This window comes from Erysipelatoclostridium sp. DFI.2.3 (assembly GCF_019132535.1).
GTDB lineage: Bacteria > Bacillota_I > Bacilli_A > Erysipelotrichales > Erysipelotrichaceae > Clostridium_AQ > Clostridium_AQ innocuum.
Genome location: NZ_JAHOOJ010000001.1, coordinates 327,282 through 340,241 on the forward strand (window position 1 = coordinate 327,282; position 12,960 = coordinate 340,241).

At 45.6% G+C, this 12,960-nt stretch carries 14 protein-coding genes; 13 read left to right on the top strand and 1 reads right to left on the bottom strand.

What is annotated here, in order from left to right; genetic code table 11:
* Positions 1 to 15: 15 nt before the first annotated feature.
* Genes KSZ58_RS01690 through KSZ58_RS01730 form a run of 9 tightly spaced genes read left to right on the top strand, consistent with a single transcriptional unit; the run spans position 16 to position 8,623 of the window.
* On the top strand, positions 16 to 1,326 hold the full coding sequence (locus KSZ58_RS01690) for a uracil-xanthine permease family protein (RefSeq protein WP_009270267.1): 1,311 nt from the start codon (positions 16 to 18) through the stop codon (positions 1,324 to 1,326).
* 1 nt (position 1,327) lies between these two features.
* Complete coding sequence (locus KSZ58_RS01695; RefSeq protein WP_009270268.1) at positions 1,328 to 1,831, top strand: nucleoside-triphosphatase; 504 nt, start codon at positions 1,328 to 1,330, stop codon at positions 1,829 to 1,831.
* Positions 1,832 to 1,834: 3 nt separating this feature from the next.
* Complete coding sequence (locus tag KSZ58_RS01700) at positions 1,835 to 2,839, top strand: ABC transporter substrate-binding protein (protein WP_008818364.1); 1,005 nt, start codon at positions 1,835 to 1,837, stop codon at positions 2,837 to 2,839.
* Between the two features lies 1 nt (position 2,840).
* Positions 2,841 to 3,809 carry an iron ABC transporter permease gene (locus KSZ58_RS01705; RefSeq protein ID WP_009270269.1) on the top strand — a complete coding sequence of 323 codons (969 nt, stop codon included), beginning with the start codon at positions 2,841 to 2,843 and terminating at the stop codon, positions 3,807 to 3,809.
* Positions 3,806 to 4,624 (top strand): ABC transporter ATP-binding protein, encoded by an 819-nt coding sequence (locus KSZ58_RS01710; RefSeq protein ID WP_009270270.1) that lies wholly within the window; start codon positions 3,806 to 3,808, stop codon positions 4,622 to 4,624. The genes KSZ58_RS01705 and KSZ58_RS01710 overlap by 4 nt, the downstream gene beginning before the upstream one ends.
* Positions 4,581 to 5,354, top strand: a complete 774-nt coding sequence (locus KSZ58_RS01715) for a xanthine dehydrogenase family protein subunit M (RefSeq protein ID WP_008818367.1) — start codon at positions 4,581 to 4,583, stop codon at positions 5,352 to 5,354. The genes KSZ58_RS01710 and KSZ58_RS01715 overlap by 44 nt, the downstream gene beginning before the upstream one ends.
* A complete protein-coding gene (locus KSZ58_RS01720) occupies positions 5,351 to 5,812 on the top strand; it encodes a (2Fe-2S)-binding protein (RefSeq protein ID WP_002607119.1) in 462 nt (153 codons plus the stop codon). Before KSZ58_RS01715 ends, KSZ58_RS01720 begins: the two co-directional genes overlap by 4 nt.
* Positions 5,809 to 8,085, top strand: a complete 2,277-nt coding sequence (locus tag KSZ58_RS01725) for a xanthine dehydrogenase family protein molybdopterin-binding subunit (protein WP_008818368.1) — start codon at positions 5,809 to 5,811, stop codon at positions 8,083 to 8,085. The genes KSZ58_RS01720 and KSZ58_RS01725 overlap by 4 nt, the downstream gene beginning before the upstream one ends.
* Positions 8,075 to 8,623: an NTP transferase domain-containing protein gene (locus tag KSZ58_RS01730; protein ID WP_009270271.1), complete on the top strand. Its 549-nt coding sequence runs from the start codon at positions 8,075 to 8,077 to the stop codon at positions 8,621 to 8,623. Before KSZ58_RS01725 ends, KSZ58_RS01730 begins: the two co-directional genes overlap by 11 nt.
* Before the next feature lie 267 nt (positions 8,624 to 8,890).
* On the opposite strand, the gene KSZ58_RS01735 is transcribed toward KSZ58_RS01730, so the two are convergent.
* Complete coding sequence (locus KSZ58_RS01735) at positions 8,891 to 9,085, bottom strand: hypothetical protein (RefSeq protein WP_238135780.1); 195 nt, start codon at positions 9,083 to 9,085, stop codon at positions 8,891 to 8,893.
* Positions 9,086 to 9,286: 201 nt separating this feature from the next.
* Between KSZ58_RS01735 and KSZ58_RS01740 the strand changes: the two genes are divergently transcribed.
* From KSZ58_RS01740 to KSZ58_RS01755, 4 genes are all read left to right on the top strand, one after another.
* Positions 9,287 to 9,946 (top strand): uracil-DNA glycosylase, encoded by a 660-nt coding sequence (locus tag KSZ58_RS01740; protein WP_008818370.1) that lies wholly within the window; start codon positions 9,287 to 9,289, stop codon positions 9,944 to 9,946.
* Positions 9,943 to 11,181: a folylpolyglutamate synthase/dihydrofolate synthase family protein gene (locus KSZ58_RS01745; RefSeq protein WP_009270272.1), complete on the top strand. Its 1,239-nt coding sequence runs from the start codon at positions 9,943 to 9,945 to the stop codon at positions 11,179 to 11,181. Before KSZ58_RS01740 ends, KSZ58_RS01745 begins: the two co-directional genes overlap by 4 nt.
* 97 nt (positions 11,182 to 11,278) lie before the next feature.
* Positions 11,279 to 12,094 carry a MurR/RpiR family transcriptional regulator gene (locus KSZ58_RS01750; protein WP_009270273.1) on the top strand — a complete coding sequence of 272 codons (816 nt, stop codon included), beginning with the start codon at positions 11,279 to 11,281 and terminating at the stop codon, positions 12,092 to 12,094.
* Positions 12,095 to 12,426: 332 nt separating this feature from the next.
* Positions 12,427 to 12,924 carry a YcxB family protein gene (locus KSZ58_RS01755; RefSeq protein WP_009270274.1) on the top strand — a complete coding sequence of 166 codons (498 nt, stop codon included), beginning with the start codon at positions 12,427 to 12,429 and terminating at the stop codon, positions 12,922 to 12,924.
* Positions 12,925 to 12,960: the final 36 nt, after the last annotated feature.

Genomic DNA, 12,960 nt, shown 5'->3' on the forward strand with positions numbered 1-12,960 from the left:
TTGAAGGAGAACGTAATGGAAGAGAAAAAGAAAGACTCCATCTATGAATTGGATGGAACGGTACCGCTGAAAAAAGCGCTGCCACTTGGGATTCAGCATATTCTTGCGATGTTTCTGGGGAATGTATCCCCGCTGATTATCGTCTGCGGTATGCTGGAAATGAGCGGTGTATTAAAAATGACACTGATTCAGAATGCTATGTTTGTCGCAGGTATTGCGACCCTGTTTCAGCTGTATCCGTTTTGGAAAATCGGAAGCGGACTGCCAATCGTAATGGGTACCAGCTCCGGCTTTATCGGAACAGCAAAGGCCATTGGGGCGGCGTTTGGCTACGGTGCCCTGATGGGGGCGAGCTTTATCGGTGGTATTTTTGAAATGGTTATGGGGTATTTCATCAAGCCGCTGCGTAAGCTGTTTCCACCGGTTGTGACCAGTCTGGTCATCATTTCGATCGGACTTTCCCTGCTGCCGGTAGGAATCAACTACTTCGGAGGAGGAAACGGCGCTGCAGATTTCGGAAGCACCAATCATCTGCTTGTTGGAACCTTCGTTATCATTGTCATATTGATTGCCAAGCAGTTTAAGGGAGCAATAAACAATGCCTCTATACTGATTGGTATCGTCGCAGGCTATATTCTGGCTACTATACTTGGTATGGTGGACTTTACACAGGTGTCCTCTGCCAGCTGGTTTGCACTTCCGGCCTTTATGCCGGTAGCCTTTGAGTTTAATTCTCAGGCAATTATAGCGATGGGAATCATGTTCATCGCAACGACTGTGGAAACGATCGGAGATGTTTCCGGTGTCGCAAACGGCGGGTTGAACCGGGAAGCCACAGATAAAGAGCTGCAGGGTGGTGTTATGGCTGATGGTCTTGGCTCTATTCTGGGCGCAATCTTCGGTGTACTGCCAAACACCTCCTTTTCACAGAATGTCGGTCTTGTCGCTGTAACAAAGGTCGTTAACCGCTTTGTTATTATGACAGGTGCTGTATTCCTGATTCTGTGCGGATTCTGTCCGAAGCTGAGTGCCTTATTCTCTGTTATGCCGCAGTCTGTGTTAGGTGGTGCCGCTGTCATTATGTTTGCCATGATTCTGGTCAGTGGTATCCAGTCTTTAACAAGAGAGCCGCTGGATGAGCGTAACGGTCTGATCGTTGCTCTGGCCATTGGTCTGGGAGTGGGAATCGGAAATGTACCAGCTGTTCTTGCACAGCTTCCTTCCTGGGTTGGAAACATCTTTGCACAGAACGGTATCATCATGACCTTTGTGATTGCTACGGTATTGAATCTGATTCTGCCAAAGAAAAAGAGCGAAGAGGAATAGTATGAAGATTTTCCTGACTGGACAGAAACAGATTGGAAAATCGACCTGCATTCAGGAATGTATCCGGGAGTGTCATAAGTCTGTCTGCGGCTTTCTGACACTCCCTTTTTATGAGGAACAGCGGCGAGCCGGCTTTTATCTGCATGCGCTGCATGCAATGGGGCACAACGATCAGCGCTTTTCGATGCAGCATGAAACGTGGAACGAAGTGATACCGGGAGTATTCAACAGCTTTGGCACACAGCTGTTACAGCAGGCGTGCAGGCTGCAGGAGCATATCCTGATTCTCGATGAAATCGGACATCTGGAACAAAAGGAAACCATATACCTGCAAACACTGCTGGATAGTATAGATAAATTTCCAAACATTCTTGGTGTTTTAAAGAAATATGATATACAATATATTCATGAAATAGCAGCCAGAAAAGATGTGATCGTCTTTGATTTGGATGTGATGGCATATGAGGATGTAAAAAAATACATTCTGAAAGCAATGGGAGGCTAAGATATGAAAAGGTTTTTAATGACAGCTATGTCTGCTATCATGGCGCTGTCTCTGATGGCGTGTACGGATACAGGCAAGGAAGATGAAAAAAAAGTAAGTGAAGGCTTTATCATTACCGATCAGGCCGGCAGAAAGGTAAATTTCGATAAGCCTGCAGAGAAGGCGATCAGCGGATATTATATCGCAACGAGTACGGTGATCGGTCTTGGTCAGAAGGACAAGCTGGTCGGTGTGGAAATGAAAGCGGATCAGCGTGAAATTTATAAGCAGGCTGCTCCTGAAATCCTAGAGCTTCCGGCAATGGGAAATAAAAAGTCCTTTAATGTAGAGGCTGCCATCAAAACGCGGGCGGATGTTGCATTTCTGCCGATTGCTTTGAAGAGCTATGTCGGAAAGCTGGAGGACGCCGGAATGAAGGTTATCCTGTTGAATCCGGAAACACAGACGGAATATGATGAAGCCGTTAATCTGATTGCAATCGCGCTTGGTGCAAGAGAGGAAGCACAGAATTATTTCAACTATCGTGATGTACTGATGGAAAAATACATAACGGATACCGGAGTAGCAAAGAAGGTGTATATGTCCGGCAGCAGTCTGCTGGAGGGAGCAGGCTCCGATATGTTCCAGAACAGCCTCCTGAAGAGTGCGAAGGCTGAAAATGTCATGGCAAAGGCTGGAAAGGGCTGGAGTACGATTGGGAAAGAAACCCTGCTGGATATGAATCCGGATGTGATTTTCCTTGAAAACGGCGGTGCAGATGTGAAGAGTGTTTTGCAGGATTCCGCACTGTCTTCCTTAAACGCGGTAAAGAAGAAGCAGGTGTATGAATTCCCAAGTCCGCTGGAAACCTGGGATACCCCGAATCTGTCCAGCTGTCTGGGTGCACTGTGGGCATATGCAACGCTGTATCCGGATAATCTCTCCATGGATACAGTAAAGCAGGAAGCAAAGGACTTTTACCGTACCTTCTATCACATAGAGGTAAAGGACAGCGATCTGGGCCTGTGATATGAGACGCAGATTCTGGCTTGGACTGCTGCTGGCAGTGCTGGCTCTGGGTTCTCTGTGCGCAGGCAGATACGGCAGCAGCCTTTCGGATATCGCAAGGGCGCTGCTGTTTTCCAGTGATGAGCTGACACAGTCACTGGTGTGGAATCTGCGGATGCCAAGGATTCTTCTGGTCAGTATCAGCGGTGCGGCACTGGCGGTATCCGGCGTTGTCTATCAGACGATTTTCCGAAATCCTCTGGCTAGCGGTGATGTTATCGGTGCAAGCAGTGGCTGTTCTCTGGGTGCGGTGTTTGCGATACTTTTCTATCAGGAATCCTGGTTTATCGAGTTGTGTGCCTTTCTTACAGGTATGCTGCTGGTTATTCTGACCTTTCTGCTTGCCTCCCGCGTCAGAGGGAACAGAATCCTGAATCTGGTGGTTGCCGGATTGATTCTGCAGGCGGTTGCGACCTCTCTCATGATGATGATGAAGCTGTATGCAGATCCTGCAACGCAGCTGGCAAATATGGAATACTGGCTGATGGGCGGGTTCTCCGATGCCTCGTGGTCTGCCGTCCTTCTTACCCTTGTGCTGTGCACACTTGGAATGAGTGGCTTGTATCTGCTGCGCTGGCAGATACAGCTGCTTTCATTTGGAGAAGAGGCCTCCACCCTTGGCGTCAATGTGAAGCTCATACGATGGGTATCCCTGCTTCTGGCTACCCTTCTGATTTCCAGTGTGATCAGTGTTGCGGGAATCGTCAGCTGGGTTTCTCTGCTGATACCCCATATTATCCGTATCGCCTGTCGCAAGCCGATTTCACAGACGATGGGAATTACAGCAGTCAGCGGAGCGATCTTTCTGCTTCTGTGCGATACACTGGCACGGACCCTTATGACGATTGAAATACCCATCAGCATACTTACCAGTCTGTTTGGTGCTCTTGCACTTGTGGTACTATTTGTGAAGGGAAGGCTGCATTTATGATTTCCATACAACATCTATCAGTACAGCTGCAGGGCAGAGACATTTTAAAGGATATCAGCTTTGCGATACCAAAGGGCCGCATCGTTATGCTGCTGGGAGAGAACGGCAGCGGGAAAACAACACTGATTCGTTCCCTTCTGCAATATATTCCCTATAAAGGCTGTATCTTGCATGAAAAGAGCGATATACATTCGCTGAAGCAGCGACAGCTTGCCGCTTTGTTCAGCTATGTTCCCCAGATTAAGGAAACCGTAGAGGATCTTGCGGTGGAGGAATGTATCGTAAGCGGCTTTGCACGTACACTCTCCCCGTTTGCCCTGCCTTCGAAAAAACAGTACGAGCAGGTGCATGCACTGTTAAAGGACTGGAACCTGTCCCATATTGAAGGAAAATTATTACAGGAAATCAGCGGTGGAGAATTGCAGATGACCTATGTTGCCAGAGCCTTTTTACAGGATGCTGCCCTTATGGTGATGGATGAGCCGTGTACCTATCTGGATTATCGGCGCCAGCATCAGTTTCTGCAGGAGATGCTGCGGCTGAAGCTTCAGGGAAGAAGTATGCTGATCAGTATGCATGATCCCAACCTGGCCCTGCAGTATGCGGATGAGCTTGTGCTGCTGCATCAGGGAAAGCTGTATGCACATATACGCGGGCCGCGTCCGGAAATGACGGCAGCCTGCTGTACGTATTATAATGAACTGTACGGGGATACCTTTACAGTGATTGGAACTAAGAGTGAACCTACTCTTATATGGAAGGAGAATAACTATGCTGACGATTCAGCAATACTGCAAGGCAAAGAGCCTCGATGAAGCATATGAGCTTCTGCAGAAAAACCGAATGAATCAGATTATCGCTGGGATGCTGTGGCTGCGTATGCAGGAACGTACGATTCCGGTTGCTATTGATTTATGTGATTTGCATCTGGATATGATTGAAGAAGATGAGGACAGCTTCACGATTGGTGCTATGACCTCTTTGCGTGCACTGGAAACCCATGAAGGTCTGCAAGAAGCATTCGGATCGCTGTTAACGGATGCACTGAAGGATATCGTAGGAGTACAGTTTCGAAATACTGCTACGCTGGGAGGCTCCTTGTATTCCCGCTTCGGCTTTTCTGATGTACTATGCGCATTGCTTTGTCTGGATGCAGAGGTGATTCTGCATAAACAGGGAAGGATTTCCTTACAGGAGTATGCAGCCATGCCGTATGAACGGGATATTCTGACGCATGTCGTGCTGAAAAAGGAGCCGGTAAACACAGCCTTTGCCTGTGTGCGAAGAAGTGCTACGGATCTTCCGGTTCTGAATATGTCTGCCGCAAAAGCAGGGGAATCTCTGCGTATTGTCGCAGGCTCCCGCCCAAAACGTGCGCAGCGTTTTACCATGCCCTGGAGTGAGGATCAGGAAATGATCGCAAAGCATATGCAGACGTGTGTGGAATGTGAAGATAATATGCGGGGGAGTGCAGAATATCGTTCTGCTTTGATCTATGCATTAACGCTGCGTCTTTTGAAACAGCTGAAGGAGGATGCCGCATGAATGTAACAATTACCGTAAATGGAAAACGAATACAGGCAGATGTTCCTGCAGGGCAGACGCTGCTGCAGTTTCTGCGCGAACAGGGCTACAGGAGTGTGAAATGCGGCTGTGAAACGACAAACTGCGGCTTATGCAGCGTATGGATGGATGAAAAAACAGTGCTGTCCTGCAGTGTGCCTGTGGGACGCGCGGATGGTCATCGCATTACCACGCTGGAGGGTGTGGAAAAAGAGGCAAAGGAATTTGCGGATTTTATGGCAAAAGAGGGGGCGGAGCAATGTGGATTCTGTTCACCGGGAATGATGATGCAGGTGCTTGCCATGAAAAAGGAAAACAGGACTTGGACAGATGAGGAAATCAAGCACTGGCTGGCAGGGAATCTTTGTCGCTGTACCGGCTATATGGGACAGCTTCGTGCCATCAGAGCCTGGCTGTTGAAAGGAGGGGAAGCCGCATGAAGTACATCAATCAGCCCGTTATAAAGAAGGATGCCTATGCTCTGCTTAGCGGGAAGCCGGTGTATACGGATGATCTGGCTCCTGCGGACTGTCTTGTCATCAAGCTGCTTCGCTCACCGCATGCGCATGCGAGAATCAAATCCATCGATACCGGTGCTGCGAAACGCATTCCCGGTGTCGAAGCCATATTTACCTATAAGGATGTTCCTGCATCAAGATTCACGCTGGCAGGGCAGACCTATCCCGAGCCATCCCCATATGATCGTCTGATACTGGATGAGGTTGTACGGTATGTCGGTGATGAGGTTGCCATCATTGTCGCAAAGAATGAAGCGAGTGCGCTGCAGGCGATGAAGCTGATTCGTGTTGAGTATGAAGTATATGATGCTGTGCTGGATTTCACAAAGGCACTCGACCATCCGGTTATCGTTCATGCGGAAGAGGACTATAAGCTGCTGTGTGAAATCGGGAATGAACGGCTGCGCAATCTGCACTCTCATGATGAAAGCATCGTTGGTGATGTCGATCAGGCGTTTGCGGAATGCGATGTTGTTTTGGAACGTGAGTATCATACAAAAGCCAATGCACAGGCGATGATGGAAACCTTTCGCTCCTATGCCTATATGGATACCTTTGACCGCTTGAATGTGGTCAGCTCCACACAGGTGCCTTTCCATATCCGGCGCATGGTTGCCAATGCGCTGGAGCTACCAAAATCACAGATCAAGGTGATCAAGCCGCGAATCGGCGGAGGGTTTGGCGCCAAGCAGACAGGCTGTACCGAAATCTTTACAGCCTTTGTGACATGGAAGCTGAAGAAGCCGTGCAAGCTTGTGTATACCAGAGAGGAAACCTTTATGGCGAGCAACTCCCGCCATGAAATGAAGATGCATGTGAAAATCGGTGCCATGAAGGATGGGGAAATCCGTGCAATCGATTTGTACACCCTGTCCAATACAGGTGCCTATGGAGAGCATGGGTCAACGACTGTCGGTTTAAGCGGACATAAGTCACTTCCGATTTATAATCATGTAAAGGCAAGCCGCTTTGTTTCGGATGTCGTTTATACAAATACAATGACAGCAGGTGCATACCGCGGCTATGGCGCTACGCAGGGACAGTTTGCAGTAGAATCTGCAGTGAATGAACTGGCGGATACCCTGCATATTGATCCATGTGAGCTGCGTTTGAAGAATATGGTGCAGGAAGATGAAGTTATGAAGCAGTATTATGGCGAGCATTTAAACAGCTGTGCACTGGATCGCTGTCTCAGGAAGGCTATGGATATGATTGGTTGGAAGGAGAAGGCACTGTGCCGTGACATGGGAGATAAGGTGCGTGGTCTAGGTGTAGCTTTGTCCATGCAAGGAAGCGGTATTGCCAACGTGGATATCGCATCAACCGTGATCAAGCTGCAGGATGACGGATTTTACACCTTGTCGATCGGCGCAACGGATATGGGTACCGGATGTGATACGATTTTGGCGCAGATGGCTGCGGAATGTCTGGACTGTGATGTGGATAATATCATAACACAGTCTGTGGATACAGACGCATCTCCATACGATACCGGCTCCTATGCTTCCGCAACGACCTATGTAACCGGCATGGCAGTTGTGAAAACGTGTGAGGAGTTAAAGAAACAGATTCTGCGTGAGGCGGCAGTCCTTCTGGACGTGGAAGAGGAGCATATCACATTTGATGGAAGTATGCTTCGTGCAGTGGAGGATGACAAAGAAATCACACTGGCAGAGTTTGCGAACCGCTGTTTTGCGGGCGGCAAGGGTGCGTGTCTGATAGCTAGTGCATCCCACTGTTCACCGACTTCTCCTCCTCCGTTTATGGCAGGAATCGCAGAGGTGGATGTAGATAAGCTCACGGGTGAGATTACGCTGGTGGATTATGCGGCTGTTGTGGACTGCGGGACGGTTATCAATCCCAATCTTGCCAGAATTCAGACAGAGGGTGGTATTGCTCAGGGAATCGGTATGGCGCTCTATGAGGATATCACGTACTCCTGTAAGGGCAGGATGCGCAACAATTCCTTTCTGCAATATAAAATCCCGTCACGGCAGGATGTCGGTACAATACGGGTTGATTTTGAAAGCAGCTACGAGGATAATGGTCCGTTCGGGGCGAAATCCATCGGCGAGGTTGTTATCAACACACCGGCACCGGCAATTGCGTCGGCTGTAGCACATGCAAGCGGTGTGCAGGTTCGCACATTGCCGATCACAGCAGAAAAGGTTTTAATAAAGAAGGATGAAGACTGACCTCATTCTGTTAGCCTCCGGATATTCGCGCAGGTTTCAGGGAAATAAGCTGTTGTATGAGCTGGACGGGATGCCGCTGATTGCACATACACTGCAAAAGCTTTCGACTTTAAACCCGCATTCTCTCATCGTGGTAACACAGTATGAAGAAGTTGAAAAGCTGGCAAGGGACTATAACGCAGTTGTGGTTTTCAATACGCAGGCCCGAAAAGGACAATCGTTTTCCATACGACTTGGAATTGAAAGAAGTACTGCTGATCAGGCAATGCTGTGTGTTGCGGATCAGCCGTATCTGCGCTTACATACATTTAAGAAGCTGCTGGAGCTGGCAGATGGAGAACATATTATCTGTGTTACCTGTCAAGGTATTTTAAGAAATCCTGCTATATTCCCCAGGAAATATTACAAGGAGCTGTTAGCCTTGGCGGATGAACAGGGTGGAAAACAGATTTTGAAAAAATACAGGGAAAAGGTCATCGCTGTGCCATGCGATGTGGATGAGGTACGGGATATTGATAAAAGAAGTGATTTAAAATAATAGAATTGTTAAAAAGGAAAGTCATGGCGGTTGGGAATTGCTTGGAAAAAAGCTGAATCCACAACTATTCATAGACTTTCTTTTATATGAAAATAAACAGTCATTGTACAAGATATACAGTTTCTCCGGTTCCTGTTTATGGATGTAAACATCGCATTGGTATATCGGCCATGTGTAATCTTTTCTGTCTCATAGGAATGGTGTCTTATTCATTCGATGGAAGAGTCTTTTTTGAAGATTTCAACAATGGAGTATACCTTGATGGCATTATCCTTTTCCCCAGCATGCTGGATACAGATCCAAATAGAATACCTTTTTTAATCTTATCATAATCAGAATGCTGAAATCCATCTGTGCATTCTTCTGCTTTGATAGAAGCCTGCTGCAATAGTAGATGGCTCGACTAACCAGTGGGTAGTCCGGGTTATCCTTATGCTGTGCCTCAAGATTTGTGAACTTCATCTGTGAATCGAGGCAATCTGAAGGTATCCCTTTTATCATTCTGTGTACATCTTTCTAAGAGAATCATGCTTTATAAAGGATATGGTTTTCTTTTTTTACAGTTTCGGCTTTTATATCGTTTCAGAATTTTATCAAAGGAATGGTACTGTTACCTCTCCTTTAATTATGATATGATTATACCGTTTGAGGAAGTGATAAAACATGAAGCAATGGAAGGAACTCTTCCAGCAGGAAGAACAAAAGGAATATTACCGGAAGCTGATGCAGTTTCTGGATGAGGAATATGCACATAGGACAATCTATCCTCCAAGGGAGGATTTATTCACCTGCTTCACAAGCTGCCCCTTTGAAGCAGTGAAGGTGGTGATACTCGGACAGGATCCATATCATCAGCCAGATCAGGCGCACGGACTTTGTTTTTCTGTTCGAAAGGGCGTACAAATACCACGCAGCCTGAAGAATATTTACAAGGAATTAAAGAGTGATATGAATATTGATGCACCGTCTCACGGATGCTTGACAGACTGGACGAAGCAGGGTGTTTTTCTGATGAATACGGTTATGAGCGTACGGGAAGGACAGGCGGCATCACATAAGAAAAAGGGCTGGGAAACCTTTACGGATACGGTTATTTCAGCTTTGAATGAGCAGGAAAAGGGAATAGTTTTCGTACTGTGGGGGAGCCATGCACAGAAAAAAGCAGAGCTGATTACCGGTAGACAGCATCGCATCCTGATGTCTGCACATCCATCCCCGTTATCCGCATCCAGAGGCTTTTTTGGCAGCCGGCCGTTTTCCACTGTGAACAGATATTTAGAGGAAATGGGAAGAACTCCTATCGACTGGAGGCTGAGTGAATGAGATTTCAGAAAGCAGAGGATGTGATTGCCATCATTGAACAAAGAAAAAATCGAGGCTATGGACTTGACCATTTTAAGCAGTATATGGCATCACTTGGAAATCCGCAGAATCGTTTACGAAGCATTCATATCGCCGGAACGAATGGCAAGGGCAGCACGACAAATGATATCCGTAGTATCCTGCAGGCAGCCGGCTACAAGGTAGGAAGCTTCACATCTCCTTTTATGATTACCCATCTGGATCGTATTCGGATCAATAATCAGGATATAAGGGAGGAAGCGTTTCTTGGAATCACCAATCGGTATTACGACAGCTGGATGGAATGGGACCTCAGTATGTTTGAAATCGATATGTGCATTGCGGTCTTCTATTACCTGGAGGAACAAGTGGATTTCTGCGTGTTTGAAACAGGACTTGGCGGTCGAAAGGATGCAACCAACATCCTGCAGCCGCTCGTGTCGGTGATTACGAATATCGGAATGGATCACATGGAATTTCTCGGTGATACTCTGGAAAAAATTGCAAAAGAAAAGGCTGGAATTGTGAAGGAAGGTATTGACTTGATCACTGCAGAGGATAAGGAGTGCTGTCTGCAGGTGTTTCAGAAGCATACCGCTTCGGCTCATGCACAATGTATAAAGGCAGGGGAAATTTCAAATATACAGGAAACAGCTGACGGGTTGTCCTTTGATTATGGGAATTTAAAGGATGTTGCATTATATGGAAAAGCAAGGTATCAGTGTCGAAATGCTGCCCTTGCGATAGAGGTATGCTTATATCTGCAAAGACAGGGGCATATCCGGCTTACAGAAGTACAGCTGCGAACAGGTCTGCATCAGGCTGTCTGGATCGGACGGTTTGAAACAATTTCAAAAGAGCCTCTCATCATTTTGGACGGCGCACATAATGCGGATGGTATTCATGCCCTGTGTGAAACGCTGAAGCAGATGGAGGATGTGCAGGTACTGTTTTCTGTGTTGAAGGATAAGAATTTCGAAGCGATGCTGCAGGAGCTGGAAACAGTATGTGGAGAAATTCTCGTTGTGCCCTTTTACAATGAACGTGCATTGGATGTGAGACTGCTGGAGGGTAGAAAGCATATACATCTGATGGAGAGCTATGAGCGGGCGATTCCACATGCATTACAAAAAGTGAAGCCTCTTGTTATTACAGGATCTCTGTATTTTATCAGTGATGTACGTAAATATCTGATTGAGAAAGGGTATGCAGGATAGAAAGGTATGGAACACGTCTGTTTTTTCGTGAAATTAAATTGTTTTCATGTATAATGAAAGCAGATAGACATGAAAGAATATAATAGAGGTGAGGTTCATGCAAACATTAGGCATTATTGAGTCATATTATCCATCCTTCACAAAATCAGAGAAGCGAATAGCGGATTTCATAATCGAGAGTAATTCCAAGGTTATTGATTTAACGCTGTCCGAGCTTGCCGTTATGCTGAACGTGGGAGAAGCGACAATCGTACGATTCTGTCGGAAAATGAAGCTGAAAGGATTTCAGGAATTGAAATTTTTATTGGCAATCGACGATGACGGAAAGCAGCAGGAGACAGATAAGCACGAATGTATAAAGAATAATCTGATACAAACAATTCAGATAACGGATTCCATGATTCAGCAGGAAGAAATCAATCATGCAATACAGTTGATTGAGGAAGCTGAATATATCTATTTTTTCGGTATCGGTACAAGCGGTCTCGCGGCTTCCATGGGCGAATCAAGACTTTTTCGATTCGGTAAACAGACAAAGGCAGTGACGGATTCACATCGACAGTTAATGCAGGCGAGTCTTTGTAATGAAAAGAATTTGATTATCATTGTATCGGTATCCGGTGAAACAAAGGATCTGATCGAAGCGGCTGAAGTAGCAATAAAAACAGGCTGCAAAATAATAACGATAACCAATCACATAACATCGACGCTTGCCAAATTGTCAGATTGTGTAATTATCAGCTATGGAAAAGTGAATTTAATGAATGCAGGAACCTTCTCATCCATGGTCTCACAGCTGTTTATTCTTGATTTACTTACCAGTGGATATGGATTGCATAATGCTGGAAGTGTCCGTATTGCCAGAGAAAATATTGCTAGAGTTATCTATGGCAAAACAAGAGATGAATCTTAGAAATAAATTCATTTCGGGCTTTATTGTCAAAATAGTTTTCATGATAAATCAGTTATAAAGAACAGTACGATGGTCTATATGGTCGTATTGTTTTTTTATGTTGAGGTTGAGAAAAAACATATAGGGGCAGGACACAACAATGCTTTGTATCATCTGATACGCATTTGTCATACTTTTATTATTATAGCGGTTACAAGTTTTGTATAAAAAATAGAAAATAGTGTTATTTTACTATTTACATGTATATACATCCATGGTATCATATGGATGTGGAGTTAAAACTCAAAATAATAAAATATTATGGAGAAAACTCCATAAAGGAGGGTGTGCGTATGCAGATATCCTATGAATTAGATTATCGCGATGCTGCACGCTTTACGCTGTATAGAAGTTTGGAGAATGCAGATGTAAAGCGGAGGAAAACGGTGCTGCGATGGATGGTCGCAATTATGCTGCTTGCTAGTATTCCAGCATTTCAGTTGAAACATCCGGCAGCGATATCTCTGGTTCTGGTGATTTGTTTTTTATGGCTGACTTTTTGCGATACATTTATGAATCATATACTATTAAAGCAGATATTAAAAGAACATAAAGAAATAACTTATGAGAGAATCGAGATAGTTTCAGCCAAAGAGTCATTGCTGATACACACAGGAAAAAAGCAACATTCTTATCCGTATGAGGAAATTACACATTTCTTATATTTCAAAAAGCTTCTGCTGCTGACACTCCATGACGGATCCAGCATATTGATACCAAGACATGCGTTCAACAGCAACCATGATTATAAGGCTTTCTATATGCACATTCTCAACCATTGCCCGCAATGATAAAAAATTTTACGGTTATTACATGTATATACATGT

What these genes read in the sequence shown, in the direction of transcription:
- KSZ58_RS01690 (WP_009270267.1), top strand. Translation starts at nt 16, where the DNA reads ATGGAAGAGAAAAAGAAAGACTCCATCTATGAATTGGATGGAACGGTA.
- KSZ58_RS01695 (WP_009270268.1), top strand. Translation starts at nt 1,328, where the DNA reads ATGAAGATTTTCCTGACTGGACAGAAACAGATTGGAAAATCGACCTGC.
- KSZ58_RS01700 (WP_008818364.1), top strand. Translation starts at nt 1,835, where the DNA reads ATGAAAAGGTTTTTAATGACAGCTATGTCTGCTATCATGGCGCTGTCT.
- KSZ58_RS01705 (WP_009270269.1), top strand. Translation starts at nt 2,841, where the DNA reads ATGAGACGCAGATTCTGGCTTGGACTGCTGCTGGCAGTGCTGGCTCTG.
- KSZ58_RS01710 (WP_009270270.1), top strand. Translation starts at nt 3,806, where the DNA reads ATGATTTCCATACAACATCTATCAGTACAGCTGCAGGGCAGAGACATT.
- KSZ58_RS01715 (WP_008818367.1), top strand. Translation starts at nt 4,581, where the DNA reads ATGCTGACGATTCAGCAATACTGCAAGGCAAAGAGCCTCGATGAAGCA.
- KSZ58_RS01720 (WP_002607119.1), top strand. Translation starts at nt 5,351, where the DNA reads ATGAATGTAACAATTACCGTAAATGGAAAACGAATACAGGCAGATGTT.
- KSZ58_RS01725 (WP_008818368.1), top strand. Translation starts at nt 5,809, where the DNA reads ATGAAGTACATCAATCAGCCCGTTATAAAGAAGGATGCCTATGCTCTG.
- KSZ58_RS01730 (WP_009270271.1), top strand. Translation starts at nt 8,075, where the DNA reads ATGAAGACTGACCTCATTCTGTTAGCCTCCGGATATTCGCGCAGGTTT.
- KSZ58_RS01735 (WP_238135780.1), bottom strand. Translation starts at nt 9,085, where the DNA reads ATGAAGTTCACAAATCTTGAGGCACAGCATAAGGATAACCCGGACTAC.
- KSZ58_RS01740 (WP_008818370.1), top strand. Translation starts at nt 9,287, where the DNA reads ATGAAGCAATGGAAGGAACTCTTCCAGCAGGAAGAACAAAAGGAATAT.
- KSZ58_RS01745 (WP_009270272.1), top strand. Translation starts at nt 9,943, where the DNA reads ATGAGATTTCAGAAAGCAGAGGATGTGATTGCCATCATTGAACAAAGA.
- KSZ58_RS01750 (WP_009270273.1), top strand. Translation starts at nt 11,279, where the DNA reads ATGCAAACATTAGGCATTATTGAGTCATATTATCCATCCTTCACAAAA.
- KSZ58_RS01755 (WP_009270274.1), top strand. Translation starts at nt 12,427, where the DNA reads ATGCAGATATCCTATGAATTAGATTATCGCGATGCTGCACGCTTTACG.